At 71.9% G+C, this 26796-nt stretch carries 22 protein-coding genes; 8 read left to right on the top strand and 14 right to left on the bottom strand.

All coding sequences use genetic code 11. The annotated features are described in order from the left end of the window. The first annotated feature begins 10 nt into the window (after positions 1-10). The 3 genes from PVK74_RS05580 to PVK74_RS05590 are packed head-to-tail and all read left to right on the top strand — an operon-like array spanning position 11 to position 9881. Positions 11-6436: a DEAD/DEAH box helicase gene (locus PVK74_RS05580; RefSeq protein WP_209961797.1), complete on the top strand. Its 6426-nt coding sequence runs from the start codon at positions 11-13 to the stop codon at positions 6434-6436. After that, on the top strand, positions 6436-8604 hold the full coding sequence (locus PVK74_RS05585; RefSeq protein ID WP_209961800.1) for a UvrD-helicase domain-containing protein: 2169 nt from the start codon (positions 6436-6438) through the stop codon (positions 8602-8604). The genes PVK74_RS05580 and PVK74_RS05585 overlap by 1 nt, the downstream gene beginning before the upstream one ends. A 53-nt stretch (positions 8605-8657) precedes the next feature. Continuing rightward, a complete protein-coding gene (locus tag PVK74_RS05590; protein WP_274478382.1) occupies positions 8658-9881 on the top strand; it encodes a serine/threonine-protein kinase in 1224 nt (407 codons plus the stop codon). A gap of 30 nt (positions 9882-9911) precedes the next feature. Here the strand turns inward: PVK74_RS05590 and PVK74_RS05595 are convergent, their stop codons facing one another. The 3 genes from PVK74_RS05595 to PVK74_RS05605 are packed head-to-tail and all read right to left on the bottom strand — an operon-like array spanning position 9912 to position 12558. Then, a complete protein-coding gene (locus tag PVK74_RS05595) occupies positions 9912-10571 on the bottom strand; it encodes a response regulator (RefSeq protein ID WP_274478385.1) in 660 nt (219 codons plus the stop codon). After that, on the bottom strand, positions 10568-11722 hold the full coding sequence (locus tag PVK74_RS05600) for a sensor histidine kinase (RefSeq protein ID WP_274478387.1): 1155 nt from the start codon (positions 11720-11722) through the stop codon (positions 10568-10570). The genes PVK74_RS05595 and PVK74_RS05600 overlap by 4 nt, the downstream gene beginning before the upstream one ends. Continuing rightward, the gene (locus PVK74_RS05605; RefSeq protein ID WP_274478388.1) at positions 11722-12558 is read right to left on the bottom strand and encodes a CPBP family intramembrane glutamic endopeptidase; all 837 of its coding nucleotides are present in this window, start codon (positions 12556-12558) and stop codon (positions 11722-11724) included. Before PVK74_RS05605 ends, PVK74_RS05600 begins: the two co-directional genes overlap by 1 nt. Positions 12559-12761: 203 nt before the next feature. Here PVK74_RS05605 and PVK74_RS05610 point away from each other — a divergent pair, with 203 nt between their 5' ends. Next, positions 12762-13553, top strand: a complete 792-nt coding sequence (locus PVK74_RS05610; protein ID WP_274478389.1) for a class I SAM-dependent methyltransferase — start codon at positions 12762-12764, stop codon at positions 13551-13553. A gap of 24 nt (positions 13554-13577) precedes the next feature. Here PVK74_RS05610 and PVK74_RS05615 read toward each other — a convergent pair whose 3' ends face one another. From PVK74_RS05615 to PVK74_RS05660, 10 genes are all read right to left on the bottom strand, one after another. Then, positions 13578-13862: a hypothetical protein gene (locus PVK74_RS05615; protein WP_123111791.1), complete on the bottom strand. Its 285-nt coding sequence runs from the start codon at positions 13860-13862 to the stop codon at positions 13578-13580. 37 nt (positions 13863-13899) lie between these two features. Next, complete coding sequence (locus tag PVK74_RS05620) at positions 13900-14148, bottom strand: hypothetical protein (protein WP_240638222.1); 249 nt, start codon at positions 14146-14148, stop codon at positions 13900-13902. Positions 14149-14150: 2 nt separating this feature from the next. Then, positions 14151-14402, bottom strand: a complete 252-nt coding sequence (locus PVK74_RS05625) for a hypothetical protein (protein ID WP_233514759.1) — start codon at positions 14400-14402, stop codon at positions 14151-14153. A 68-nt stretch (positions 14403-14470) separates the two neighbouring features. Then, positions 14471-14695: a DUF4926 domain-containing protein gene (locus PVK74_RS05630; RefSeq protein WP_210883055.1), complete on the bottom strand. Its 225-nt coding sequence runs from the start codon at positions 14693-14695 to the stop codon at positions 14471-14473. 2 nt (positions 14696-14697) lie between these two features. Continuing rightward, positions 14698-15171, bottom strand: a complete 474-nt coding sequence (locus tag PVK74_RS05635; protein ID WP_158560004.1) for a hypothetical protein — start codon at positions 15169-15171, stop codon at positions 14698-14700. A gap of 13 nt (positions 15172-15184) precedes the next feature. Beyond that, positions 15185-16348, bottom strand: coding sequence for a WXG100-like domain-containing protein (locus PVK74_RS05640; protein ID WP_274478390.1), 1164 nt, complete (start codon positions 16346-16348; stop codon positions 15185-15187). A 131-nt stretch (positions 16349-16479) separates the two neighbouring features. After that, on the bottom strand, positions 16480-16800 hold the full coding sequence (locus PVK74_RS05645) for a type VII secretion target (RefSeq protein ID WP_274478391.1): 321 nt from the start codon (positions 16798-16800) through the stop codon (positions 16480-16482). Continuing rightward, positions 16787-17188 (bottom strand): YbaB/EbfC family nucleoid-associated protein, encoded by a 402-nt coding sequence (locus PVK74_RS05650; RefSeq protein ID WP_274478392.1) that lies wholly within the window; start codon positions 17186-17188, stop codon positions 16787-16789. Before PVK74_RS05650 ends, PVK74_RS05645 begins: the two co-directional genes overlap by 14 nt. Before the next feature lie 123 nt (positions 17189-17311). After that, positions 17312-18703: a pyridoxal phosphate-dependent decarboxylase family protein gene (locus tag PVK74_RS05655; RefSeq protein ID WP_274478393.1), complete on the bottom strand. Its 1392-nt coding sequence runs from the start codon at positions 18701-18703 to the stop codon at positions 17312-17314. Between the two features lie 38 nt (positions 18704-18741). Next, entirely contained in the window at positions 18742-20697 is a 1956-nt protein-coding gene (locus PVK74_RS05660; protein WP_274478394.1) for an ATP-binding protein, read from the bottom strand. Between the two features lie 97 nt (positions 20698-20794). On the opposite strand from PVK74_RS05660, the gene PVK74_RS05665 reads away from it, so the two are divergent. From PVK74_RS05665 to PVK74_RS05675, 3 genes are all read left to right on the top strand, one after another. Then, a complete protein-coding gene (locus tag PVK74_RS05665; RefSeq protein WP_274478396.1) occupies positions 20795-21673 on the top strand; it encodes an alpha/beta fold hydrolase in 879 nt (292 codons plus the stop codon). Between the two features lie 122 nt (positions 21674-21795). Beyond that, positions 21796-22713 carry an ATP-binding cassette domain-containing protein gene (locus PVK74_RS05670; protein ID WP_274479251.1) on the top strand — a complete coding sequence of 306 codons (918 nt, stop codon included), beginning with the start codon at positions 21796-21798 and terminating at the stop codon, positions 22711-22713. Further along, complete coding sequence (locus tag PVK74_RS05675; protein WP_064446023.1) at positions 22710-23519, top strand: ABC transporter permease; 810 nt, start codon at positions 22710-22712, stop codon at positions 23517-23519. Before PVK74_RS05670 ends, PVK74_RS05675 begins: the two co-directional genes overlap by 4 nt. 39 nt (positions 23520-23558) lie before the next feature. On the opposite strand, the gene helR is transcribed toward PVK74_RS05675, so the two are convergent. Next, entirely contained in the window at positions 23559-25730 is a 2172-nt protein-coding gene (helR, locus tag PVK74_RS05680; protein ID WP_274478397.1) for an RNA polymerase recycling motor ATPase HelR, read from the bottom strand. A 222-nt stretch (positions 25731-25952) separates the two neighbouring features. Between helR and PVK74_RS05685 the strand changes: the two genes are divergently transcribed. Then, the gene (locus PVK74_RS05685; RefSeq protein WP_210883021.1) at positions 25953-26744 is read left to right on the top strand and encodes a TetR/AcrR family transcriptional regulator; all 792 of its coding nucleotides are present in this window, start codon (positions 25953-25955) and stop codon (positions 26742-26744) included. Positions 26745-26796: the final 52 nt, after the last annotated feature.

Raw genomic sequence — 26796 nt, forward strand, 5'->3', positions numbered from 1 at the left:
TGATCCGCTCATGAGACCGACGATCGCCGCCGACACCCTGCGCCAGACCCTCACCCAGTACCTGACCACGACCTTCGGTCTGACCGAGGACGGCGTACGCCAAGGCCTGGAAGGCTTCCTTTCTCACCCGCAGCAGGGCGTCTTCCGCGGGCCGTACCTGCGGATCCGCACCCCCTTCCGACCGGCGGCGGGGGACTGGCGCGTGTGCCTCGACTGGGCGCCGGCCGACTTCACCCCCTACCTGCACCAGGCAAAGGCGTTCGCCCGGCTCTCGACCCGGGGCAAGGTGGCCGAGCCGACCCTGATCACCACCGGCACCGGCTCGGGAAAGACGGAGTCGTTCCTGATCCCGGTGCTCGACCACTGCCGTCGGCAGCGCCAGCAAGGGCGGGCCGGTGTCAAGGCGATCCTGCTCTACCCGATGAACGCCCTGGCGACCGACCAGACGCAGCGCATCAACGATCTGCTGACCGATCCTGCGCTGGCCGGGATCACGGCCGGCCTCTACATCGGGGACGTCGCGGCCATCGAGTACCGCCACGTGATGACAAAACGATCGGAGATGCGGCGGACCCCGCCGGACATCCTGATTACCAACTACAAGATGCTGGACCTGCTGCTCCAGCGCGGTGACGACCTGCCGCTGTGGGAGGGCGCGGAACCGGCGTACGTGGTGCTGGACGAGTTCCACACCTACGACGGCGCCCAGGGTACGGACGTGGCGATGCTGTTGCGCCGGCTCGGTGCCGCGCTCGGGCTGGCCGAGGCGGACCGTCCGCTGGGTGGCATCTGCCCGGTTGCCACCTCCGCCACCCTGGGTGAGGGCGGTGGCCGGGACGGCCGTACGGCCATCCGGGAGGTCGCCGAGCAGGTGTTCGGCGTGGCCTTCGACGCCGATTCACTCGTCGGTGAGGACCGCTACGAGCCCGGCGAATTCATGGACCACCAGGACTTCGGGCTGCCCCTGCCCACCCCGGAACAGCTCGCCGCAGTCGACGACCGGAACCCGGGGCTCATGGCCGAGGTCGCCGAGCTGGTGGTCGGCCAGCGCTGCGCCGACGATCCGGCGCGCCTGGGGGAGCTGCTGCGCCGGCATCCGCTCACCAAGGCGGTGCTCGACTCGCTCCAGGCCCGGCCTTGCACGCTCGAAGAGATCATCGACGTGCTGCCCCGGAAGAACGCCACCGGCTGGGGCAGCGCCATGAAGACGCGGCCGGAGGTGACCGCCAAGGCAATCGCCCGGTTCGTGGGCCTGCTGTCGCTCGCTGAGAACCCGGAGGTACCGGGTCGTCCGCTGCTCAACATCGAGACGCACCTGTGGGTGCGGTCCGTCTCGCGGCTGCTGCGCGGCACGTCCCGTCAGCCTGCCTTCGGCTGGTACGGCGAGCCGCCCCGGGAAATCGACCCGTACGTGCCGGACGCCGACGTCGTCATCGCCGACAACCGCTACCCGCGCCTGCCGGCTGTCTACTGCCGGCACTGCGGACGGTCCGGCTGGATGGCGCTGTCGCCGGAGAAGGACCCGCAGGAACTGGAGACCGATCCGGACAAGATTTACCGAGCCAGTGTCGGACGGGACAAGCGCCGGGTCCGCGCGCTGATCGCCGCCACCGACGACGAGATCCAGCAGCGCACCGGAGGGCTGCTGGTGCTGGAGTACGGCCGGCGGGTCCGCCCGTTCGACGAGCAGCGCGACCGGGTGCGGTCCGCCGACGCGCTGGTCGTGCTCGGCGACCTCGGTGCGATCGACGCAGCGGAGAAGGATCGTTGCCCGTCCTGCTCGATGGACCACGGCATCCGCTTCCTCGGCGCCGGGCTGGCCACGCTCGCCTCGGTGGCCATCACCCAGCTGTTCACCGGCGGGGAGCTCGACGAGCACGAGAAGAAGACGCTGCTGTTCAACGACTCGGTGCAGGACGCCGCGCACCGGGCCGGGTTCGTCGCCAACCGGTCGTACGCCTTCTCCCTGCGCTCGCTGCTCGCCAGCCGCCTGCGGCCCGGACAGTCGGTGGGGCTGGACGACCTCTTCGTCGAGATGATCGAGAAGGCCGCCGAACCGGAGATCCTTTCCACTGTCGTACCACCCGACCTGCACGATCGGCCGGACGTCGACAGCCTGCTCGCCGGTGAGCACAACGGCACCCGAGAGACCTGGTCGCTGATCAGCGAGCGGCTCGTCTTCGCCACCGTGATGGAGACCGGTCTGCGTTCCCGTCAGGGCCGCACCCTGGAGCTGACCCGCAGCGTCGCCGTCGAGGTGGCCCTCGACGATCCCGCGAAGGCCACCGGGATCTGTCGCGACGTGCAGAGGACCGCCCCGGGGCAGCTCGGTGGCACGCCTGCGGACGATGCCCGCTACCTCGCCTTCCTCCGCGGCCTGCTGGAGCGGCTGCGCACCCGTGGCGCGATCTACCACGAGTGGCTGGTGCCATACCTCAAGCGGGGCGGCACCCGGTGGCAGGTGTGGGGCGGCCGGCCTGCCGGCATGCCCGCCTTCCCGCGCGGCGTGTCCGCGCCCGCCTTCCTGCTCGCGACGCCGAAGTCGAAGTCCGAGTTCGACGCGATCACCGCTCGGGGCAACTGGTATCAGGACTGGACCTCGCGATGCCTCGGCATGGATCTCGCCGCGGCAGCCGCCTACCTGTCCAGCCTGATGCCGGCGTTGGCCGCCGCCGGCATCGTCGCGGTCGGCGACACCGAGGACGGCAACCAGGTGTACGGCCTGACGCCCGGCCACCTGCGCGTCACCCGGCTTGATGACGACGCCGCCAAACAGGCGGGGGTCGCCTGCGACACCTGCCACTGGCAGCAGACGGAACACCCGGACCGGGTGGCCGGATGGGTCGGCCAGCCCTGCCGGCAGTACCGCTGCCGCGGCCTGCTGCGGGCCGCCCACGACGACACCGCGCCGGACGACTACTACCGGCGGCTCTACCTGGAGAGCTCGGTCTTCCGGGTCGTCACCGGCGAGCACACCGGCATGCTCACCCGCGCCCAGCGGGAGAACGTGGAGAAGCAGTTCCGCGACGGCAGGCGGTACACCGACCCGAACGTCCTGTCCTGCACGCCCACCCTGGAAATGGGCATCGACATCGGGGCCCTGTCCGCGGTGGTGCTCGCGTCGCTCCCGCACGGACCGGCGAACTACGTACAGCGGGCCGGCCGGGCCGGCCGGAAGAGCGGCAACGCTCTCGTGCTCACGCTCGTCGGCCGCAGTGAGCGGGACCGCTACTACCTGACCGAGCCGAGAGACATGATCGCCGGGCAGATCGTGCCGCCCGGCTGCTTCCTGTCCGCCGTGGAGATCCTGCGCCGGCAGTACCTGGCGCACCTGATCGACCTGGCGGCGCGCGGCCGGCTGCCCGGAGTGCTGCCCATGCCACGCCGCGCGCACGTACTCTTCGGCCCGAGCGGTTGGCTCGCCAACCTCGCGGAAGCGGCCCGGCGCGACGGCGTCGACCTGGTTACGGGCTTCCTGGCGCTCTTCGGCAACAAGATCATGACCTCCGCCGTCGAGGAACTGCGGGAGTTCGCCGTCGACGGGATCGTCCACCGGGTCAAGGAGGCGGACGAGACCTGGGAGCTCCGGTTGGCGGACCTGCGACGTCGGCTCCGGGAGATCGCCAAGGCCCGTGCCACGCTCGTACCCAGCGACCCCGATCACGCCCGCGAGATCCGGATGCTGAAGGCGGAGGAAGCCGCTGTCCGCCGTCGGCTGCGCGATGTGAGCGCCGCTGCCGCCCACGGCACGCTGGTCGAGTTCGGGCTGCTCCCGAACTACGCGCTCATCGACAGCCGTACCGATCTCGAAGCGACATTGACCTGGGAGGAGCAGGTCGACGGTGACCGCCGGTTCCACAGCGAGCTGCGCGAGTACGCACGCCCGGCCCGTCCGGCCCTCGTCGAGATCGCCCCCGGCAACAGCTACTACGTCCGGGGCTACAAGCACGAGATCTCCGGGCTCGACGTCGGCCCGCCCGACCGGCCGACATACGAACAGTGGCGGATCTGCGCGCAGTGCGGGTACGTGCGTACCCACCTGGCCAAGGAGGACACCAGCGCATGCCCGCGCTGCGCGGACCGGGGCATCGCCGATCACGGCCGGTTGTTCCACGTGCTGCAGCCGAAACGGGTCTACAGCCGGGACAAGCGCGACGACGCCCGCATCCGGGACGACAGCGACGACCGGGACCGCCGCTTCTACGCCACCACCGTCGCCGTCGACATCGACCCGGCCAAGGTGGGATCGTCCTGGCGGCACGCGCACGACACCTTCGGCGTCGACTACAGCCGCCACGCGGTGATCCGCCACTTCAACCTCGGGGCCCAGCGCTACGACCGGGCTGCCGAACTATTCGCCGGCGAGGAGGTGCGGATCAACAGGTTCCACACCTGCACGTCCTGTGGCGGCACCACCGTTGACGGAGCTCCGGTGACCGGCCAGCAGCTCGCCGCGCAGGCCTCAGGTGCCACGGTCATCCAAGGGGCTGAACACCACCGACCCTGGTGCCCGTACCGGCGGTCCGCCGCCGGGCCGGACACGCACGTCGACCTGGTCCTGGCGCACGAACTGGAGACCGAGGCGCTGCGCATCCTGATCCCGGCAGCGACCGCGATGGTGCAGGAGCGGTTGCTGTCCTTCGCGGCGGCGGTCCGGCTCGGCATCGCGGCCCAGTACGGCGGCGAGCCCGCCCACCTGCAGACCGTCTCTGCCACTATGCCGGACGGCCAGAGCGACGGCACCCGCAACTTCGTTGTCGTCTACGACACCCAGCCGCAGGGCACCGGCTACCTGCACCGCCTTGCCGAGCCCGAAGAGTTCCGGGCCGTCCTGCGTCTGGCCCGCCGGCAGATCGCCGACTGCGAGTGCCGCAACGAGGCGAAGCCGGTATGTCACAGGTGCCTGCTGCGCTACGCCCGCAACGAGCACTTCGCGCTGATGAGCCGCGACGAGGCGCTCGGTATGCTCGACAAGCTGCTCGACAGCTGGGGTGTCGAGGAGGGCACCCGCACCGACGAGATCTCGCTGATCCATCAGGTGGAGAGCGAGCTGGAGTTGCAGTTCCTCACCAAGCTGCTGGCCCTCGGCGAGACACCGGGCTCGGGGTTGCGCATCGACCGGCGGCGGGATCACGACGGCGCCCGGGTCGCCGACCTGCGATTCGTCAGTGACGGCGGGCAGAGCGTCACACACTGGCAGATGAAGCTGCAGAACACCGTCCGCGGCACCCGGCCGGACGTGCACTTCACGCGCCTGGACGCGCCGTCCCCAGAAGTGGCGGTCTACCTCGACGGGTTCAAGTACCACGCCTCGCCGCAGTACAACAGACTGGCCGACGACGCTGACAAGCGCGCGCGCCTGCGTGCCCACGGCTATCTCGTCTTCGCCGCCACCTGGGACGACGTCAAGACGTGGGGAAGCGGTGACGGGTCGGGCCGGTGGACGCCGTACGGCGGCGTCTCCAAGCAGACCGCCCGCGAGCGGTACCGGCAGTTCCTGCCCGGGGCCGACCCGGACGAGTTGGAACAGACCATCTGGACCAATCCGATCGAACAGCTGATGCGGTTCCTCGCCGAGCCTGACCTCATCCGGTGGCAGCGGCGCGCGGAAGCTGTTCTGGCGGGCCTGTTGAAGCAGGCTCGGGACAAGTCCACCACCGACTCCAGTGGTGTCGCGCAACGAGTGGTCGCTTCCCTCCGGGACGAGCCCCTGCCCGCTGCCGCTGCGGCACGGCACATCATGGTGGCCCGTGCGCAGGACAGCGCCGGCTGCCCGATGACCGTGGTGATGGATGCCCGCACCAAGCCGCTGCCTACGTGGTCAGCGCTCGCCCTGGTGAACGATCTACCGGGCGCGATAACCGACGGCGCACACAAGGCCCGCTGGGCCGCATGGCTCACCTGGGGCAACGTCATCCAGTTCCTCACGCCCGCCGGGGGTGACGCGGGACAGCTCGCGGTCTCCGCGCTCGATTCGTTCGACCCGATGTCGCTGGCCGTTACCGAGGGCACCGGGCTTGTGTCGGCGCAGCGGGCTCTGCCACTGGACGACGAGACCGCCACCTGGTTGGGTACCGCGCCGCAGCCGCCGAGCACCGTGACGGAACCGGTCGAGGACGAGTCGCCGTGGCAGGACGTCCTGCGCTACATGGACCGCGAGGAGAGCACGCTGGAATTGCTGGTGCAGCAGTTGGCGCGGCAGAACCTGCCCGTCCCGGTCGTCGGCTACGAGCTGGGTGATCAGGCATGGCCGGCCGAGCTGGCCTGGCCGGAGCGGCGGATCGCCGTCGTACTGACCGGCGCGCCCGACGACCCGGAGACGGAGGACCGCGACCGGGCGTACACGGAAGCGGGCTGGCATGCGCGTACCGCGCGGGAATGGTCGGCCGAGGAACTGGCGGCGCAGCTCGCGGCGACGAGTGGGGGAGAGGTCTGATGAGCACCGGAGCGATGCTGCGCATCCTAGACCGCGCGGACAAGGAGGTCATGAAGTTGACCCGCGCCGACATCGGCGCGGTGTACGAGTTCATGCACAAGTTCCGCAACAACCCGGACAATCCCGGGCTGAAGCTGAAGTCGCTCAACGGTGACTCGCGACTGATGTCCGCCCGGGTCAACCGTGACTACCGGGCGCTCCTGCTGCACATCGCCGACCGGGACTATCTGCTCGTCGCGGTCAAGCACCGGGGCGAGGTGTACGACGACCTGTCGCGCTACGCGTACCGGATCAACCGGGTGACCGGTGGCATCGAAGTCGTCGACCTGGCACCGGTGGGAGACAGCATCGTCGGCCGGGTCGTCCCGCCGGAAGCCGAACCGACGCCGACGCAGAAGCCGCTCTTCGACGCCTACAGCGACGCCCAGCTCCTGGAACTGGGCGTGTCCGAGCCGCTGCTGCCGCAGATCCGGGAACTCACCACCGAGGCCGAGTTGCTCGAACTGCTCGATCGTGCGCCGCAGCTCACGACAGATGTCCTCTTCGCGCTCTTCGACGGCAAGCCCTACGAGGAGGTGCTCCAGCAGGTCACCGAGCCGGTACGCGCGGACGAGCCGGTGGACCTGGAGGACTTCGCGGCGGCCGTGCAGCGCCCCGCGACGCAGGTGACGTCAGACGACGAGGCCCTGCAAGCGATCATCGGGGAGGCATTCGAGCGCTGGCAGATCTTCCTGCACCCGACGCAGCGGAAGCTTGTCGAACGCAGGTACAACGGCCCGGCCCGCGTCGGTGGGGGCCCGGGCACCGGCAAGACCATCGTCGCGCTGCACCGGGTGGCCCATCTTGCCCGGCACTTGCCGCCGGGGACCGACAAACCGATCCTGCTGACCACCTTCAACCGCAACCTCGCCGCCGATCTCAGGACCCGTCTTCTGGCACTCGGCGGTCAGGAACTGGTGGCCCGGGTGGACATCACCAACATCGACCGGCTGGCCAGCCGCGTCGTTACCGAGGCCAAGGCGGGCGCGAACCGTAACGTCGTCAGCGACAATCAGGTGCCCGACCTCTGGGGTGAGTTCCTGCTTGAGACCAGCGCCTCCGGCTGGGACGCGGACTTTCTCGCCGCCGAGTGGACACAGGTGATCCTCGGGCAGGTGCTGAATTCGCGCGCGGAGTACTTCAAAGCGCGCCGGCCCAACCGGGGCCGCAGCCTCACCCGGATGGAACGGGATCAGATCTGGCAGCTGACTGAGCGGTTCACCTCCTGGTTGGAGGCCCGCGGTGTCTGGACCTGGCGCCAGGTGGCTCAGCGGGCAGCGCGTCTGGAGATGGACCGGGCGGCGGAGTCCGGCGAGTCGTCCGGTGGGTTCCGGCGCCCTCGCTACCGCCATGTCGTGGTGGACGAGGCTCAGGACCTCAGCGCGGCGCACTGGAAGATGCTGCGAGCCATGGTGCCCCCCGGCCCCGATGACCTCTTCCTCACGGGTGACACCCATCAGCGCATCTATGACAACCACGTCACGCTCGGCAGCCTCGGCATCAACATCCGCGGCCGGTCGTCCCGTCTCACGCTGAGCTATCGCACCACCAGGCAGATCCTCGCCGACGCGCTCCAGATCATGACCGGGGAGGTATACGACGACTTGGACGGAGGCGAGGAGGACCTGGCGGGCTACCGTTCCCTTCTGCGGGGTGCCCGGCCGGTGTTCCACGGTGCCGCGACCTGGACGCAGGAGCAGGACTTGATCGTCACGCACCTGCGATCCTGGGGCAACCCGGTCGACGGATCGCTGGCCATCTGCGTCCCCACCCGGGAACTGGCGGCCGACGTGCTGAGCCGGATGGAAGCCGAAGGCCTGCCCGCTGTCGAGATCGGCCCGGATGGCCCGAAGCAGCCGGACGGCATTCACGTCGGCACCATGCACAGGTTCAAGGGACTCGAATACCAGCGCATGATCATCGCCGGGGTCAGTGACGGTCTGGTGCCCCGGCAGGTGATCAGCCGGTACCGGGACAGCGATCCGAAGCGGTACCAGCGGGAACGCCAGCGCGACCGGTCCCTTCTCTTCGTCGCCGCCACCCGACCCCGCGACGAGTTGGCGGTGTTCTGGCACGGCACTCCGAGCCCGTTCCTCACCTCTCGTCTCGTGCAACGAGAGGCGACGTGACAGTCTGCCGGTGGTGAGGCCGGGGCCGACGTACGACTAGAGAGAGGCGGCACGTGCAGGCGGGGGACCGTATCGCTGATCGCTACGAGCTGACGTATCCGATCGGTCGTGGGGGAATGGGCCAGGTCTGGGCCGGCTACGACGAGCGTCTCGACCGGCCGGTCGCGGTCAAGTTCCTTCGGACGAGCGAAGTGCCCGAGGACGAGCGCGAGGTCGCGGTCAAGCGGTTCAGGCGGGAGGCACGGGTGACCGCCCGCCTCGACCATCCCGGCGTGCCGGTCATCCATGACCTCGGCCGACACCACGACGACCTTTACATCGCCATGCAGCTCGTCCGTGGTTGCCAGCTGGCGGATCTCGTGGCGGAGCGCGACCGGCTGCCGGTGGCAGAGGCCGCATCGATCGCCGTGCAGGTCACCTCCGTGCTGGCGGCCGCTCATGCCGCGTCACTCGTACACCGCGACCTGAAGCCGCAGAATCTAATGATCACGCCCGCGGGGGTGGTCAAGGTCCTGGACTTCGGGGTCGCCGCGCTACTCGGGCCGGCCGAGCAGTCCCGGTTGACCGCCACCGGTCAAACCCTCGGCACTCCCGCCTACATCGCACCTGAGCAGGCCGCGGGTGCGCCGGTGGGCCCGGCAGCAGACCTCTACGCGCTCGGGTGCATCCTGTTCGAGATGCTCACCGGTGTGCCGCCGTTCGAGGCCGGCAGCTCGTTGGAGATGCTGCACAGGCACATGCGATCGCCCATCCCGATCGTCACCGAGTACCGGGCGGACGTCCCGGACGACCTGGCTCATCTCCTGTTCTGCCTCCTGGCCAAGGACCCGTCCGACCGGCCGGCCTCTGCCGGGGAAGTCGGGCAGCTTCTTGTTCCCTTCGCAGGCGAGGGCCGAGTCGCTTTGCTGGACGCCTGCGGCATCGAGCCGGTCGCCGCTGCTTCCGCGGGATCCGTGGTGGCGCAGCCATCCACGAGGACGCTCGCGGATGTGCGGTCGCAGATCGGGGAGCTGGCCGAGCAGGAGCGGTTCGTGCAGGCGGCAGAACTCATCGAGGGGGTTCTCGCCGCCGGAACGGCGGTTGAGGAGCAGGTTCCATTGCGGTACGACCTCGCCAACCTGCACCTGCTGGCCGGCGACTACCGGCAGGCGCGGCAGGCATTCGAGGATCTCGCAAAGGACCTGAACCGCGTGGGCGGGTACCCCGAGCTCCTTGAGAACTGCCGGAACAACGCGGCCGTATGCCGGGCTGAGCTGGGCGAGCCCAGCGCAGGTTGACCCGGATGCCTGGGACTTCCACCACAGAGTTCAGGTGACCAGGCCGGTGCGGTACGCGTACACCACCGCCTGCACCCGGTCCCGCACGTCCAGCTTCGTGAGAATCCGCGACACGTACGTCTTCACCGTCTCCTGACTGATCACCAACCGCGCCGCGATCTCGCTGTTCGACAGCCCGTCGGCGATCAGCCGCAGCACCTCCAGCTCACGCGGCGTCAGCCCCACGTCCGCCGGCGCGCCCTCGGCCGGGCGGATCCGCGCCGCGTACCGGCCGACGAGCTGCCGTGTCACCTCGGGCGCGAGCAGCGCGGCGCCGGAGGCGACGGTGCGGATGCCGTGCAGCAGTTGCGCCGGTGGGGCGTCCTTGAGCAGGAACCCGCTGGCGCCGGCGCGCAGCGCCTCGTAGACGTACTTGTCGAGGTTGAACGTCGTCACCACCAGGACCTTGACCGGCTGGGCGATGCCCGCGCCGGCCAGCAGGCGGGTGGCCTTGATGCCGTCGAGCACCGGCATGCGCACGTCCATCACCACCACGTCGGGCCGCAGGCGGCCGGCGAGGTCGACGGCGGCGCGGCCGTCGCCGCACTCACCCACCGCCTCCATGTCCGGCTGCGCGTCGATGATGGTGGTGAATCCGGTACGGATCAGCGCCTGGTCGTCGCAGACCAGCACCCGGATCGGCGTGGTCACGACGCGCTCCCGGTGGGGATGCGCGCCCGGACGACGAAGCCGTTGCCCGCCCGTCGCCCCGCGTCGAACTCGCCGCCGAGCATCGAGACGCGCTCGCGCAGCCCGGCCAGGCCGCGTCCGCTTCCGCCCGGACCCGCGGCGCGCGGGCCCGGGCCGTCCGTGCTGATCTCCACCGTGATCTCCCGGTCTCCATGGTGTACGTGGACAGCGGTGGGGCGGCCGTGGGCGTGCTTCAGGGCGTTCGTCAGCGCCTCCTGCACCACCCGGTACGCGGCCATCTCCGCGCCGCCGGTCACCTCCGCCGGGGTGCCCTGCTGGGTGAACTCCACCGGTTGCCCGGCCTGCCGGGTCTGCTCCACCAGGGTGTGCAGCTCGCCGACCGATGGTGCGCGTGGCCCCGTACCGTGGTCGGGGTTGAGCACGTCGAGCAGCAGCCGCAGGTCGCCGATGGCGCGGCGGCCGGTGTCGGTGATGGTGGTCAGTGTGGTGTCGAGGCGGTCGGGCGCGGCGGTCAGGTAGCGGGCCGCCTCGGCCTGCACCACCATCGCCGTCACGTGGTGGGTCACCACGTCGTGCAGTTCACCGGCGATGCGGGCGCGTTCGGCGGCGCGGGCGGTCTCGGCGACGTGCCGGCGGCGTTCGGCCTCGGCGAGGCGGTCCTGCCGCAGCCACGACCCGGTGCCCCAGGCGAGCGCCAGCAGCAGGTAGAACGTGGTGAACCCGACCACCCCCTCGGTCGACCCTTGCCGATCCAGCACGACCGCCAGACCGATGTACGCGAGGGAGCCGGCGAGCACCGTCGTACGGCGGCCTCGGTCCAGGTTGGCGCCCGCGCTCACCAGCGCGACGGCGAGCGCGGCGCCCGCGAAGGTGTGGTACGCGCGCACCTGGTCGAGCGCGAAGCCGAGTGACACCAGGGCGAGGGACAGCGCCGGGCGGCTGCGGCGCAGCGCCAGCGGAAGGCACTCCAGGGCGATCACCACGACTGTCAGCGCGTCGAACGGCCGGGCGGGCAGATCGCCGAGCTGCGTACCGATGCCGCGCAGCGGCGGGGTCACTGCTGCGAGCGCGATCACCAGCGCCAGCGGGAGATCCCGGACCGTGACGGGCCAGCGCCGCCACGAGTCCTGGAGCATCCGTCGGGTGATCATCAGGAGACCGTAACGCTCTCCGCCGGGGCCTCGGCCGCGCGGCGGCGCCGCGTCACGATGTGACCACGGCGGTGCGCCAGCCAGAGGAAGACCACTGTCAGCGCCGCCCCGGCAGCCACCGTGTAGAGGCTGCCCTCCGGCCCGAAGTCGCCGCCGCTGAGCAGCGTCGAACCCGACGTGGTGGCGTCCAGCAGCCCTTCCGATTCGCCGTTGCCGGAGACGACGACGCCGAAGATGCCGCCGGCGGCGAAGTTCCAGCCGAAGTGCAGGCCGATGGGTACCCACAGGTTTCGAGTCGCGGCGTAGCAGGCCGCCAGCATGAACCCGGCCTCGATCGCGATGGCGGTGGCACCCCACAGGCTGGCGTCCGGGTTCAGCAGGTGCATCAGGCCGAACAGTACGCCGGTCAGCAGCAGCGAGAGCCACGTACCGAGCCGTTCCTCGACCAGGCGGAACAGCAGCCCGCGGAACATCAGCTCCTCGGTCACCGCCGCGGCGGCCATGAACCCGACCATGCCCACCGCGCCGGACACCGAGCCGATGCCGTGTACGTGGTAGCCGCCCATGAGGGCGATGTTGCCGATGACCGCCGCGAACATGGCGAACCCGATCAGCACCCCGCGGTTGAGCCGGGCGGCCGCGCCGTTCCGGGCCAGCTCGGTGACCTCGCGACGCTCGGTACGGCGCACCACCCACCCGTACACCATGATCGCGGCCGCGGCGGTCGCGGCGCCGAGGATCAGGCTGAGCACGGCGTTGTCCTGTGCCGCGACGACCGCAAGGCTGCCGACGAGACTGACCGCGACGACGGCCAGGAACTGCTTCACCACACGCATGACGTTTCCTTCGAGAGGTCCGCGGCCGGAGCGCCACGGTTCACCTGGAACGCTATGGATTCGCAGGCCGGGAAACGTCACCGTGCGGTGGACACTTGCGGGTAGCTCGCACGGGGGACAGGCTCGGCGGTCGCGGCGTTTCGAGGGCGTGCCCTGAGCAGAACGGCTGGCCTCGCGACGGTCGCGGCGGGCAGGCTGCCGGCATGGCGACGGGCTTCGGCGGTGAGGTGGCGACCTACTACGCACGGCATCGGCGCGGCTATCCACCCGAGGCGGTCGACGCGCTGGCGGCAGTCTTCGGTCTCGGTCCTGACGACACCGTCGTCGACCTCGGCTGCGGCACCGGTCAGTTGAGCATCCCGCTCGCCGACCGGGTGGGCGCTGTCGTCGGCATGGACCCGGAACCGGACATGCTGGCCATCGCCCGGCGTGCCGCCCTGGACCGGGGGACCGCCAACGCCACATGGGTGCTCGGCGGCGACAGTGACGTGCCCGCGTTGTCCCGGCTGCTCGGTGGGGGGAGTGTCGGTGCGCTGACCGTCGCCGTCGCCATTCACTTCATGGACCGCGACGCCCTGTTCGAGGCGGCACGGCCGTTGTTGCGCTCCGGCGGTGGAATCGCGGTCGTCACCAACGGCGAACCCTTGTGGATGCAGGACACCGAGTGGTCGATCGCGCTGCGGGGATGCCTGGAGCGGATGGTCGGCCACCCGGTCACCGGAAGATGCCAGACCGACGAGGATGGGCGTCGGCGCAACCGGGAGGCGCTCGTGGGGGCCGGATATCGGTACGAGGAGACGTCGGTGCGGTACGACGCCCCGCTCACTGTCGACGACATGGTCGGCGGTGTCTTCTCCGCTATGTCGGCCGAACGGCTGCCGTCTTCGCAGCGGCGCGCGGAGTTCGCCGCCGACGTCCGCGATGCCCTCGGCGAGTCGGACGTGGTGACCGAGCGGGTAGACGTCCGGCTGCAGTACGGGATCGTCGGCTCATAGCCGATCACCGGGAACGGAATCCAGCTACGTCACCAGGCGATAGTTGGGAACGCCTCTGGTTCGTTCATCGACCGGTGCGGCAGTGGACCGGGCCGTCACTCCGGCGGGCACCGGAGCGCGTGAGATGTGGATGCCCTGCAGGCAGGTGTCACACCAGAAGGAGGCGTAGCCATAACCGGCACCTGGGGGCCCGGTGAACACCATCCGGAGGGTTCGATGACCGCAGTTCGGGCACTGGTGGTCGGACTCGGCGGGCAGGGCGCGGTAGACGACCTCGTAGACGTCCAGCCACTCGTCGAATGAAGCCACCAGGGGGTTCCTCCGGTCTGAGTGGTTGGTTTCTCAGCTAACTCGCGACGAGCATGCGTTCCGGGAAGTCGCCCCGGTCGCGCCAGGCATTGACGATCTTGGCGGTGATGGCGCTGGCAGCGGCGTTGAAGTCGTCGTCCTCGACTCGTGCCTGCAACGTCTGCGGGTCGATGACGAGGATGCGATCGAACCTGTCCTCAAAACCAAACGCATACCGCACCTCGTCCGCCGGAGCCTCGATCCGACGGGCGGCCACCATCATTCCCATGTCGCCCTTTCCGACCATCCTTACTCCGCGGGCAAGCTGTGAGTCGCGGCGACGAGTTCTCGGAGATGTGCCACCACAACAGATTTCTGGGCTGTCTCCGGCAGATGCTGTTCACCCGCCGCGACCAGACCCTCGCGCAAATGGGCGACGACCTCGCGCTGGGCTTCCGGCGACAGGTCATCCAACCGGAATGAACCGAGGTTGTTGTCGACGATCTCTTGAAGATGCGCTGCGGCGTCTCTGTCAGTGAGCCGAGCGATCAGGAACTCCACGGTCCAGTCGAATAACCCTCCGGTCGCTGTCCAGTCGACCCCGGGCCGCAGAACGACGAGGCCGGCCACTACTGTGCTGCCGACTGTCCGTCGCCACCCGTGGTGTCGACCTTCTGGATCTTGTCCGGCGTCAGGGCCAGAGCACTGAGGGGCCGGCCGTCCTGATCGGCGAACTCCACCTCATAGGCGAGGTCGGGGCGGTGGAACACGTGCACGATGGCACCGACCGCTCCGGCGGGGAGATTCTCCTCAGGCACGGCATCCCTGAGTTCTACCAGCTCGTACGGGTCCACGATCAGTGGCGGAGACGGGCGAGATACTCCTGCCAGGCGTCCCGATCGACCGCGTCCGGTGACGTCCCCGAGGGAAACCAGGTGGACCCGAGATCCGGATCCCAGGCGGCGATCAGCGTGTCGAGACCCGCCACCAGCACAGCCGGCCACAGCCGCGCCGCGGAGAGCTGCTCGAAGACGCGGCGGGCTTCACGCAGTTGGACATCCCGGTCTCTGCCCGTGTACCCGAAATCCCAGAGGATCTCATAGGCGTCCAGGAGCGACTGCTCGTCCGGAACGTCGGAGGGATAGGCGAGATAGTTGCGGGCAACCTCGCCGCCGACCTCCCCGCCTGGGCCGCACTGCGCGGGACGGCTCAAATAAATGCCTCCCTCAGGACCGATCGAAGCTCGCAACCCGATCGCCGAGGCAATCCTGTCGGCCACCGCTTTCGGCTCCTCCGCAGCGTGGAGAAAAATGTGTTCCAAAGTCGACATGTGCGACACCAGACTAGTCGGGAAGCGTGATTATTCGGTTGTCGCCGAGGATGATGCGGACCTGGCCGGGCATGGCGCTGCCGTGCTGTCTGTGCTGACCCAGCGCTCGTGCGAAACCCCGCCGGGCCTCCTCCTCGCTCAGGTTTACCGGGCGTCCGTCGATGACCGCGTTGCCGCCGCCGGTCTGGTCGACCTGCTTACCGGCGGCCATGATGTTACGGCGTACGGCTTCGCTGCTGGAGCGGTCGAGGGTCTTGAATTCGGTCACCACGCCGGAATCGTCTGGACCGGACCGCACCATCGAGTCCGGATTCTTGAGCTTGTACAGGCTGTCGTCACGTTCCCGTGGATGGACCATGTCCCCTTCCTCTGCGAGGCGGTCACCGACCGCTCTTTCCTTGTCGTCGAACAAGCCGCGAGGGTCATTCACCTCGGGCCGGAAGTCGGCGCCGAGGGGACCATGCTGCTTGCCCGGGTCGAAGTCCGGGGCCCTCGTCGTGTGACCGTTATGGCGCCCGGGGCCACCGCTGCCAGGAGTCTTCTCCGGTCCGGCGGACGAGAGGCGGCGCAGCGCCTCCTTCAGCTTGCCGATCAGCTCACTCAGCCGCCGCATCTCCGGAATCAGCCGCCGCAGACTTGCCAGCAACCCCCGCAACAACCGCCCGATCCGCGCAGCCCACGACGCCACCGTCGTCGTCACCTGCTCCACCACGAGCGGCGTCGCCAATCCCGCCGTGGCGACCAGTTCGGCCGCGTACACGATCAGGCGGGACACGCAGGCGGCGATGGCGTCGCGGACCAGCAGCCGCACGGCCGCGACCAGGCCGGCGGCGCCTTCGGTGATCGCGGCCATCGCCTCGGCGCCCTGCGCGAGCCCGGTGATGGCCTGCTGCTGTTCGCTCGCCCAGCGGCGGTAGCCGGTGGCGGCGGCGCCGGTCCAGCCGGCGACCTCGGTGCGTACGGCGTGGGCCAGGTCGGCGGCGTCCTCGCGCAGGGACGCGGCGACGTTACGCCAGGTCTGCGCGTGCGCGGTGATCTCTGCGGGGTCGCCGGCGAGCCAGTCGAGGGCTTCGCTGAGCGGCTTGACGTGTTCGATGAGCCAGGCGATGCCGTACTGGAGGAGCGCTCCGGCCGGGTCGGACACGAGCGCGAGCGCGTCGAGGCCGGCGCTGACCACGCCGAGGCTGCCGTCGATCCAGCTGCCGGTGCGGACGCCCTGGGCGATGAGTTCGATGTCCTCGCAGATCCACACGCCGGCCCAGGGACTCGGACCGGAGTCCGCCGCGGCGGCGACCAGTGGGTTCGTGGTCACCGCCGCTGCCGTACCCGGTCGAGCAGGTCGGCGGCGTGCGCGTCGGAGGCGCGGTAGCGCTCGGCGCTCGACCGCAGCTTCCCGGCGGTGTCGCGGACCGATGTGGCGGCGGTGCCGATGCCGTCGGTGAGCGTCCGCTGGAGACCGTCGAGCAGGACCGGCATGATCGCGCAGAGCTGCCCGTACGCGTCGGCGCCCAGCCTGACGTGCTGGCCGGCCTGCCGGGCGGTGTCGATGCTGTCGGCGCAGCGGCCGAGGTGTGCGGCGTGCGCGGTCAGGTCGTCCGGGTCGACCTGGAGGCCGTCACCGGGCGGCATCCGACGTGCCCGGGTCGGGGCCGAACCGCCGCTGGTGGGACTCGACGATCGCCTGCCCGGCCGGGTCGTCCGCGCCGAGTGCCGCGGTGGTGGCCTCGGCGAGCCGTCGCAGCAGGTCGGCGCGGGCGTCCCGGCTGACGGCGAGAATCTGCCGGGCGGTGTGTGCGGCGGAGTGCTGCCGGACGCGTTCGTCCAGCCGCAGGCCGGTGAGCAGCCCGGACGAGTCGACGGTGACCTCGACCAGACCGTCGGCGCTGCGCGCGATGCCGGTCAGCGTCTGGGCGCGGGCGGACAGGTCGCGGGCCCGTGCCGCCCGATCGGCCAGGGACGACTCCCACTCGTCGAGCCGGCGTGCCGCCGCGTCCAGCGCGGCCTCGTCCGCCCACATCACGACCCTCCCCAGGGGACTACGGCAGCGCCACGCTACCAACCGATCGCGCTGCGTGTGTGCCCCGCCGAGGCATGTGAAGCGGTTCGGCCAGGCAACTGCCGCCGCGGCCGGTAACCGTCCTCAGCGAACCATGTCGCCGCCGTCCCGGTGGGCCACCCGGATGATGGCCGCCACCGACCGGTCCACGTCCGCCTCCGTCGTGGTCGCGTTCGACACCGAGATCCGCATCAGCCGCCGCCCCCGCCACGTCGTCCCGCCCACCCAGCACGTCCCGTCGACCTGCGCGGCGGCCACCACCCGGTCGGTGCGCGCGTCGTCGCCGAACCCGACGAGCACCTGGTTGAGCACCACGTCGTTCACCACCTCGAACCCGGCCGCGCTGAGCCCGTCGGCGAACCGGCGCGCCAGCGCGCAGCACCGCTCGACCAGCGCGCCGACGCCGTCGCGGCCCAGCTCCCGCAGGCCCGCCCAGACCGCGAAACCCCGGGCGCGGCGGGAGGACTCCGCGGTCAGGTCCGCGCCCGCGGGCACACCACCGGAACCCACGAGGTACGCGGCCGCGAGCGACATGGCCGCCGCGTGCGCGTCGGGCCGGGCGCAGAACGCGAACGCGCTGTCGTACGGCAGGTTCAGCCACTTGTGGCCGTCGCAGGCCCACGAGTCGGCGTTCTCCAGCCCGTCGACCAGGTGCCGGGTCGACGGGCTGGCAGCCGCCCACAGCCCGAAGGCGCCGTCCACGTGCGCCCAGCCGCCGTACCGGTGGACCAGGTCGCAGGCCCGGCGCAGGTCGTCGCACGCGCCGGTGTTCACGTTGCCCGCTTGGAGGCAGACGATGGTCGGGCCGGGACCGGCGTCGCGCAGCGCCGCGGCCAGGGCGTCCGGGTCGATCGCGCCCTGCGGGCCGGTCGGCACCGCGTGCAGCGCGTCGGTGCCGAGGCCGAGCAGGCGCAGCGACCTGTCGATGGTGGCGTGCCGTTCGGCGCCGGCGAACACGCGCACCGCCGGCGCGCCGGACAGGCCGCGCCGCTCCACGTCCCAACCGGCGTCGGCGAGCACCTGGTGGCGGGCGGCGGCGAGCCCGGCGGTGTTCGCCGCCTGCGCGCCGGTGACGAAGCCGACCGACGCCGTGGCCGGGATGCCCAGCAGGTCCTTCAGCCAGCCGCCGGCGGCCGTCTCGGCGGCCACGGCGGCGGGGGAGGTGACCGCGTTGAACGCGAGCTGGTCCCAGCCGACGGCCAGCATGTCGACGGCGGTGGCCGCGGGGGAGGCGCCGCCGACGACGAAGCCGAAGTAACGGGGGCCGGCGCTGGCGACCAGGCCGGGTTCGGCGGCGGCCACCAGGTCGGCGAGGACCTGCCCGGGCGGGGTGGGCGCGTCCGGCAACGGACCGGCGAACGCCTCGGTCAGCGCGGCCTGGTCCACGGGTACGCCGACCGGCCGGCCCGGCAGCGACAGCCGGTAGTCGGCCGCGTGGTCGGCGGCGCGCCGCAACAGGTGCCTCAGCTCGTCCATCGCCGCACCTTAGCCGCAGGCCGGGTGTCCCGAGCGCCCTAGCCGCCGGTCACCCCGAGGGCGGCGTCGAGCCGGTCCAGGTGTGCGGCGACCGGCCCGACGGTGAGCAGCCCGCTGCCCGCCCCGGCCAGCTCTCCCGCCGCCGGAGCGAGCGCGTCCCGCGCCCGGAGCATCGCGTCCCGGTCCCCGAGCGCCACAGCGGCCCGGCCGGTGAGGCACCACAGCGCCTCCTGCAGCAGGTCACGCGGCGGCGTCGGGGTGCGGCGCAACGCCCTGGCTGCCTCGTCGCGCCGGCCGGTGGCGAGCAGCACCAGCGGGCGCGCCCAGGGCGCGTACGGGCCCCAGTCGGTGTCGGCCGGGAAGTCGGCGGGCCGGTCGTGCCACACCCGCAGGCACAGCAGCGCCAGCGGCAGCAGGCCGCGCTCCACGCCGGGCATCCCGCAGCCGGCCAGCCCGGTCGCCCACGACCGGTACGCCGCCTCCGCCTGCGGGTACGCGGCGCCGGTGGCGGCGGTCCGCATGGCCCGGTAGCCGCCGGTGAACACGCCGACGAGGGGGCTCTCATGCCGGGCGGCGAGCCGGTCCGCCGCCTCGGCGTGCGCGTCGGCGGTGGTGAAGTCGGCGAGCGCGCTGCGCGCCTGCACGCGGATCAGGTGCCCGAGGATCTCCACTGTGGCCAGGCCGTGCCGGGCGGCGAGCGCCACCAGTTCCGCGCCGATCCCGTCCCGCTCGGCGGCCAGCCCGGCGCGGTGGAACGTCTGCATGTAGACACCGTTGAGCGCCTGGGCCAGCAGCGCCGGGTCGGCCACCCGCCGGGCGATCGCCTCCGCCTCCCGCGCGGCCTGCGCCGGGCCGGGTGACGCCGTACCGCGGGACTCGATCGCGACGGTGGCCAGCAGCCGGGCGCGGGTCGCCTCCGGCGCGTCCGGGCCCAGCCCGGCGAGCGCCCGCTGCGCCGCCGCGACGACCCGGGCCGCCTGCGCCGGGTCGTCCGAGCGGGTCCAGATCGCGGGTACGTCGTACCCGCCGATCACGCGCGCGGTGAACTCCGGGTCGCCCAGTTGCTCGGCGGCGCTGATAGCCGCTTCGCGGTGGTCCCGGGCGGCCTCCAGTCCGCCCGGCCCTGTCACCGCGAGGCTGCGCAGCAAGCCGACCGTGGACTCCAGCCGGGCCCGCGCGCCGGGCACCACACTGCGCTCGTACGCCGCTGCGGTCTCGGCCCAGACGCGCGCCGCGCCGGTCGGTTCGGGTTCGGTCTGGCGCAGCAGGTCGGTCTCCAGCCGCCGCAGCCGGGGTCCGGGGTCCAGCCCGAGCTGGTCGCGCAGCAGCTCCCGGGCGCGGCGCAGCACGGCGAGCGCGTCGGCCTGCCGCCCGGCCCGGTAGAGCGCCGACGCCAGCAGCGCCCACCCGTCCTCCCGCCACGGGTACGCGGCGACGTGCGCGTCGAGATCGGGTACGGCGTCGGCGGCCCGGTCCAGTGCCAGCAGCGCCTCGGCCCGCCGCTCCACGGCGGTGAGCCGGATCTGGTCGAGCCGGGACCGTTCGGCGTGAGCCCACGGCTGGTCGAAGTCGGCGTACGCGGGCCCGCGCCACCAGCCCAGCGCCTCGTCGAGCCGGTCGAGCGCCGCTCGGGGCAGCGCGTCGGCTACCGCGCTGACCGTGTCCTCGAACCGCCAGGCGTCGACGGTGCCCGGGTCGGCGCGCAGCGCGTACCCCGGTCCCTCGGTGACCAGCAGCCGGGCCGCCTCGCGTGGCGGACGGCGCGGCTCGAGGCGGCGGCGCAGCGCCGCGACGAACGTGCGGACCGCGCCCACCGCGCCGGCCGGCGGGTCGTCCCACAGGTCGTCGACGATCTGCCCGACCGGCACCACCCGGCCCCGGGCGGCGACCAGCCGGGCCAGCACGGCCCGGTGCCGGGGCCCCTTCAGGTCGACCGGCTCACCCGCGTCGTCCCAGGCCGTGACCGGACCCAGCACACCGAAACCGACAGGCACCGACCCTCCTCGACAGCGGTCACCGTATCGCGCTCATCGGTTGCTCATCGGGCGCCGCCACGCTGGTCAGGTACGACGAGACGAAAGAAGGATCGAGATGAGCACCACCATCGCGGGATTCGACTACCAGCGCGTTCCGGTCGCCGAGGGGGTGACGCTGAACGTGGCGGTGGGCGGCTCCGGCAGCCCGGTCGTGCTGCTGCACGGCTTCCCGCAGACCCACCTGATGTGGCGGCACGTCGCCGCCGACCTGGCGGGCGAGCACACGGTGATCTGCCCGGACCTGCGCGGCTACGGCGCCAGCGACAAGCCGGCCGCGCACACCGAGGACACGTACAGCAAGCGGACCATGGCCGCCGACGTGGTGGCGGCGGCCCGCGCGCTCGGACACGAGCGGTTCGCGCTCGCCGGGCACGACCGGGGCGCCCTGGTGGCGGTCCGGGCCGGCCTGGACCACCCGGACGCGGTCACCCACCTGGCGTCGCTTGACGTGCTGCCGACACTCGACATGTGGGACGTGCTGCACGGCGCGTCCGCGTCGGTGGCGTTCCACCTCTACCTGATGGCGCAGCCGCCCGGCCTGCCCGAGCAGATGATCGCGGCCAGCGCGGACGCGTTCTTCGGGCACTTCCTCGACGCCTGGGCGGGTGACCCGGCGGCGATGCCGGCGCAGGTGCGCGCCGAGTACCTGCGGGCCTCCCGGGAGGCGGTCGACTCGATCGTCGCCGACTACCGGGCGTCGGCCGGGATCGACGTGGCGCACGACCGGGCGGACCGGGACGCCGGGCGGCGGCTGGCCATGCCGGTCACCGTCATCCAGCAGGACTGGGGTGCCGCGCTGGGTTACGACGCGGCGGCGGTGTGGCGGGCCTGGGCGCCGGACCTGGAGCATCGCACCACCACGGCCGGGCATTTCATGGCCGAGGAGGCGCCGGGCGAGATCGCCGAGGCGCTGCGCGCGCTCCTCAAGCGCTAGGCGCCGCAGTCCCTGGCGGACGGCCTACCGTACGTTGTACGGTAGGCCGTCGTCAACGGAGGGGGACAGACGTGGAACACGCGATCCTCGCGGAGGGCCTGCGCAAGCGGTACGGGGACAACATGGCGCTGGACGGATTCGACCTGCGCGTGCCACCGGGCACCGTGTGCGGGCTGCTCGGCCCGAACGGCGCCGGCAAGACCACAGCCGTCCGCATCCTCGCCACGCTGCTGCGCCTCGACGCCGGGCGGGCCGAGGTCGCCGGCTACGACGTGGCCGGGCAGGCCGACCGGGTGCGCCACCGCATCGGCCTGGTCGGCCAGCATCCGGCGGTGGACGAGGCGCTGAGCGGCCGGGAGAACCTTGTCATCTTCGGCCGCCTGTTCCACCTGGACCGGGCCGGGGCGCGGCGGCGAGCGACCGAACTGCTCGACCGGTTCGGGCTCGCCGACGCCGCCGACCGGCCGGTACGCACGTACTCCGGTGGCATGCGCCGCCGCCTCGACCTGGCCGCCGGGATGATCCTCGCGCCGTCGGTGCTGTTCCTGGACGAGCCGACCACGGCGCTGGACCCGCGCGGGCGCAACGAGGTCTGGGAGGCGGTACGGGACCTGGTGCGCGGCGGCACCACGGTGCTGCTGACCACGCAGTACCTGGACGAGGCCGACCAGCTCGCCGACCGCGTCTGCGTGCTCGACGCCGGGCGGGTGATCGCCGAGGGCACCCCGGACGCGCTCAAGTCCCGCCTGGGCGGCGACCGGATCGAACTGGTCGTCCGGGACGCCGTCGACCTCGCCGCCGCCGCGAGCCGGCTGCGCGCGGTGGCCCGCTCCGAACCGGCTGTCGATCCGGACCGGCGGGCGGTCAGCGCCCAGGTCGGCGAGCGGGCCGGTGCGCTGACCGAGGTGCTGCGCGCACTCGACGCCGACGGCGTGGGCGTGGCCGACGTGGCGCTGCGGCGGCCCACACTGGACGAGGTGTTCCTCCAGCTCACCGCCACGTCCTCCGCCGCCCGCACCGGCGTGGAGGTGACCGCGTGACCGCGACGGTGAACCCCGCCCGGCGTGCGTCGCTGGCCGGTGACGGCCTCACGTTGACCGGGCGCGCGCTGGCGCACTGGCGGCGCGAGCCCGGCCCGCTGATCGGCTCGCTGGGCTTCGACATCCTGATGGTGCTGATGTTCGCGTACCTGTTCGGCGGCGCGCTCCAGGTACCAGGCGGCGGCAGTTACCGCGAGTTCCTGATGCCCGGGATGTTCGCCATGACCATGGTCTTCGGCATCAGCATGACCACCATGGCGGTCGCGGCGGATCTGGAGCGCGGTGTCACCGACCGGCTGCGGTCCATGCCGGTGTCGCGGCTGGCGCCGCTGCTCGGCCGCGCTGTCGCCGACCTGATGTTCGCGGTGGTGACGCTCGCCGTCATGCTGCTCGTCGGCTTGGCCGTCGGGTGGCGGGCACGCGGCGACCTCGGCGACACGCTCACCGCGTTCGGGCTGATCCTGCTGCTGCGGATCGCGCTGGTCTGGGTGGGCGTCTTCCTCGGCCTGACCGTGAAGGGACAGAGCGCGGTCACGGCCGTGCAGACGCTGGAGTTCCCGCTCGGTTTCCTGTCCAGCGCGTTCGTGGCGCCGTCCACCATGCCCGCGTGGCTGGGCGCGGTCGCCGAGTGGAACCCGCTGTCCGCCACCGTCGGCGCCACCCGGGAGCTGTTCGGCAACCCCGGCTGGGGCGGCGACTCCTGGGTGGCCGCGCATCACCCGCTGCTGGCGGTGCTCTGGCCGCTGGCGCTGATCGCCGTGTTCCTGCCGCTGTCGCTGCGCCGCTACCGGGCGCTCAGCCGCTGAGCCGGACCCCGGGGGCGTGCGTCGCCCCCGGGGCACGGGTCACGGCCCGGTGAGCACGACCAGCTCGCCGGTGGCCCGGGTCATCGCGACGTACCGGTCCACCGCGCCGGAGATGCCGTCGCCGAAGGACTCCGGGTCGACCAGCACCACCAGGTCGAACTCCAGCCCCTTCGCCAGCTCCGGCGTCAGCGACCGGACCCGGTCGGTCGCCGGGAACCCGGGATCGCCGATGACGCACGCGACGCCCTCGGGATGGGCGGCGAGCCAGCCGTCCACCACCGCGCGCAGCTCGGCGCGGTCGCCGTACCGCACGGGCGCGCCGTCGCGGATGGACGTGGGCACGTTGGCGTCCGGGAGCACGGCCCGGATCACCGGCTCGGCCGCCGCCATCACCTGCGCCGGGGTGCGGTAGTTGACCGTCAGCGTCGCCACCTCGACCCGGTCGAACCCGGCCCGCGCCAGCCGCTGCGGCCACGACTCGGTGAACCCGTGCCGCGCCTGCGCCCGGTCACCGACCACTGTGAAGCTGCGCGACGGGCAGCGCGCCAGCAGCATCTGCCACTGCGCGTCGGTCAGCTCCTGCGCCTCGTCCACTACCACGTGCGCGAACGGCCCGGCCAGCAGGTCCGGATCGGCCACGCTCAGCGCGCTGGAGTCGACCAGGCTGGTGCGCATGTCCTCGCCGTACAGCATGGTCATCAGACCCTCGCCGTCGTCGTAGGCGTGCGACGCGATCAGGGCGTCGACCACCGTGTCCATCTCGGCGCGCTGCGCCGCCAGCACCGCCTCGTCGCGGCGCCGCCGCAGCGACGCCTCCGGGTCGCCGACCCGCCGCCGGGCCGCGTCCAGCCACGGCAGGTCCGCGACCGTCCAGGCCCGGGCGTCGGCCCGCCGCAGCGTACGGATCTCCTCGACGCTCAGCCAGGGCACGCACCGGCGCAGGTAGGCCGGCACCGACCACAGGTCGGCCACCACGTCGAGCGGGTCGAGCAGCGGCCACGCCCGGCCGAACGCGGTCACCAGTTCCCGGTCGCGTCCCAGTGCCCGGCGGACCGCCTCCTCCGGCTCGTCCCCGCGGTACTTCTCCACCAGGATCGTGACCAGTTCCTCCCACACGTCGTCGCGGGCCTCGTTGTGCCCGACGCCCGGGCCGGCCGCCTCGAACGCCGTCGCCCAGTCGTCGGCGGTCAGCCGCAGCTCGGCGTCCCCGACACCGACCGTCATCCCGGTCGCGGGCGGCTCCTCGTAGAACCGGACCGCGGCGTCGACAGCCCGCACGACGTCCGCCGATGCCTTCAACCGGGCCACCTCCGGGTCGGTCTCCGGCGCCGCCGCCGCGCCCTCCGGCACCAGGTCGGCCAGGGTGCAGATCTGCACGTCCTCCTCGCCCAGGCTGGGCAGCACGTCGGAGACGTAGTTCAGGTACGGCTGGTGCGGCCCGACGACGAGGACCCCGCCGCGGCGCTCGCCGAGGCGCGGGTCGGCGTGCAGCAGGTACGCGGTGCGGTGCAGCGCCACCACCGTCTTGCCGGTGCCGGGACCGCCGTCGACCACCAGCGCGCCCCGGGAACCGGCCCGGATGATCGCGTCCTGGTCGGCCTGGATGGTGCCGAGCACGTCACGCATCCGCGCCGACCGGGTCGCGCCCAGGCTGGCGATGAACGCCGACTGGTCGTCCAGCGCGGCGTGCCCGGCCAGAGCGTCGGCGGTGAACACCTCGTCCCAGTAGTCGGTGATCCGCCCTCGGCTCCACCGGTACCGGCGGCGGCTGACCAGGCCCATCGGGTCGGCGTGGGTGGCGCCGAAGAACGGCTCGGCGGCGGGGGAGCGCCAGTCCAGCAGCAGTCGGCCGCCCGCGCCGTCGGTCAGGCCGAGCCGGCCCACGTACACCGGTTCGCCGCCGTCCGCGCCGACCATCCGGCCCAGGCACAGGTCCAGGCCGTAACGGCGCAGCGTACGCAGGCGCGCGCTCAGCCGCCGGACCTCCTGGTCCCGGTCGACGGCCTGCCGGCCCCGGCCGCCGGCGGACCGGCGCGTCGCGTCGAGCCGGTCGGTCAACTCGGCGATCGAGCGGCGCAGGCTGTCGGCGATGACGGCGAAGTGCCGCTCGTCGGCGGCGATCAGATCCGGGTCGGCCTTGGCCGACAGACGCTCGGGAAGATCGAAAACGCTGGTGGCAGGCAGATTCAACTCGTCTCCGATCACGGGCACGGCCGAGCCTCCGCTCTTCGCGGCTTTTCGAATGCCTCGGCAATGGGTTACGGCCGGCAATTCTGCGCCACCACCCGGGGCTTGCCGCAAGACCGGGGGTGCGCTATATGTTGGTAGTGGCGGGAGAACCCGCCATTCTTTTTGCCCGAACAATTCTCGTGGCTTTTGCCCGGCGTCCCGCCGACGGGCCGCGACCGGCGTGGCCGGTAGGATGACGGCACCATGTCGAAGGAGCGCCGGCGCAAGGCCGATCCCGCCCGCAGCCTGGCCCTTCTGTGGCGCACCCGGGAGCCGGCCAGCCGTGGCGCCGGTCCCGGTCTCAGCGTCGACCGGATCGTGCGCGCCGCGATCGAGATCGCCGACGCCGAGGGCATCGACGCGCTCACCATGCGCCGGGTCAGCGAGGCGCTCGGCGTGGGCACCATGTCCGTCTACACGTACGTGCCGGGAAAGGCGGAACTGCTCGACGTCATGGTGGACGCCGTTCTCGGTGACCTCCCGCGCCCGGCCGACGTGCCGGGTGGCTGGCGGGGCCGGCTGGAACGGATCGCGCGGGACAATCTGGCGCTCTACCGGTCCCACCCGTGGCTGCTGCGCGCCGAGACGACCCGGCCGGTGCTCGGCCCGAACGTGCTCGCCAAGTACGACTACGAGCTGCGCGCCGTCGCGGACATCGGGCTCGACGACGTGGAGATGGACGCGGTGCTCACGCTCGTGCTGGGGCACGCCAAGAGCGCGGCGCGGGTCGCGCTGGACGTGGCCGAGCTGGAACGTGAGACCGGGATGACCGACGACCAGTGGTGGCAGACGCACGGGCCCTGGCTGGAGAAGTTCATGACCGTCGGCAGTTTCCCGCTCGCCGCGCGGGTCGGCACGGCCGCGGGCATGGCGCACGGCGCGGCGTACGGGCCGGACCACGCCTTCGAGTTCGGTCTGCAGCGGGTGCTCGACGGCATCTCGGTGGTGGTCGCCGAACGTGCCGCGGGTGAGCCGGGGCGCGGGAAGACCTTGTAATCCTACTGGTTAAGTAGGAAACTCTCCGTGGGGTCGATGAGCCCTCGGCTGC

It is taken from the genome of Micromonospora chalcea (genome assembly GCF_028768405.1).
GTDB lineage: Bacteria > Actinomycetota > Actinomycetes > Mycobacteriales > Micromonosporaceae > Micromonospora > Micromonospora chalcea.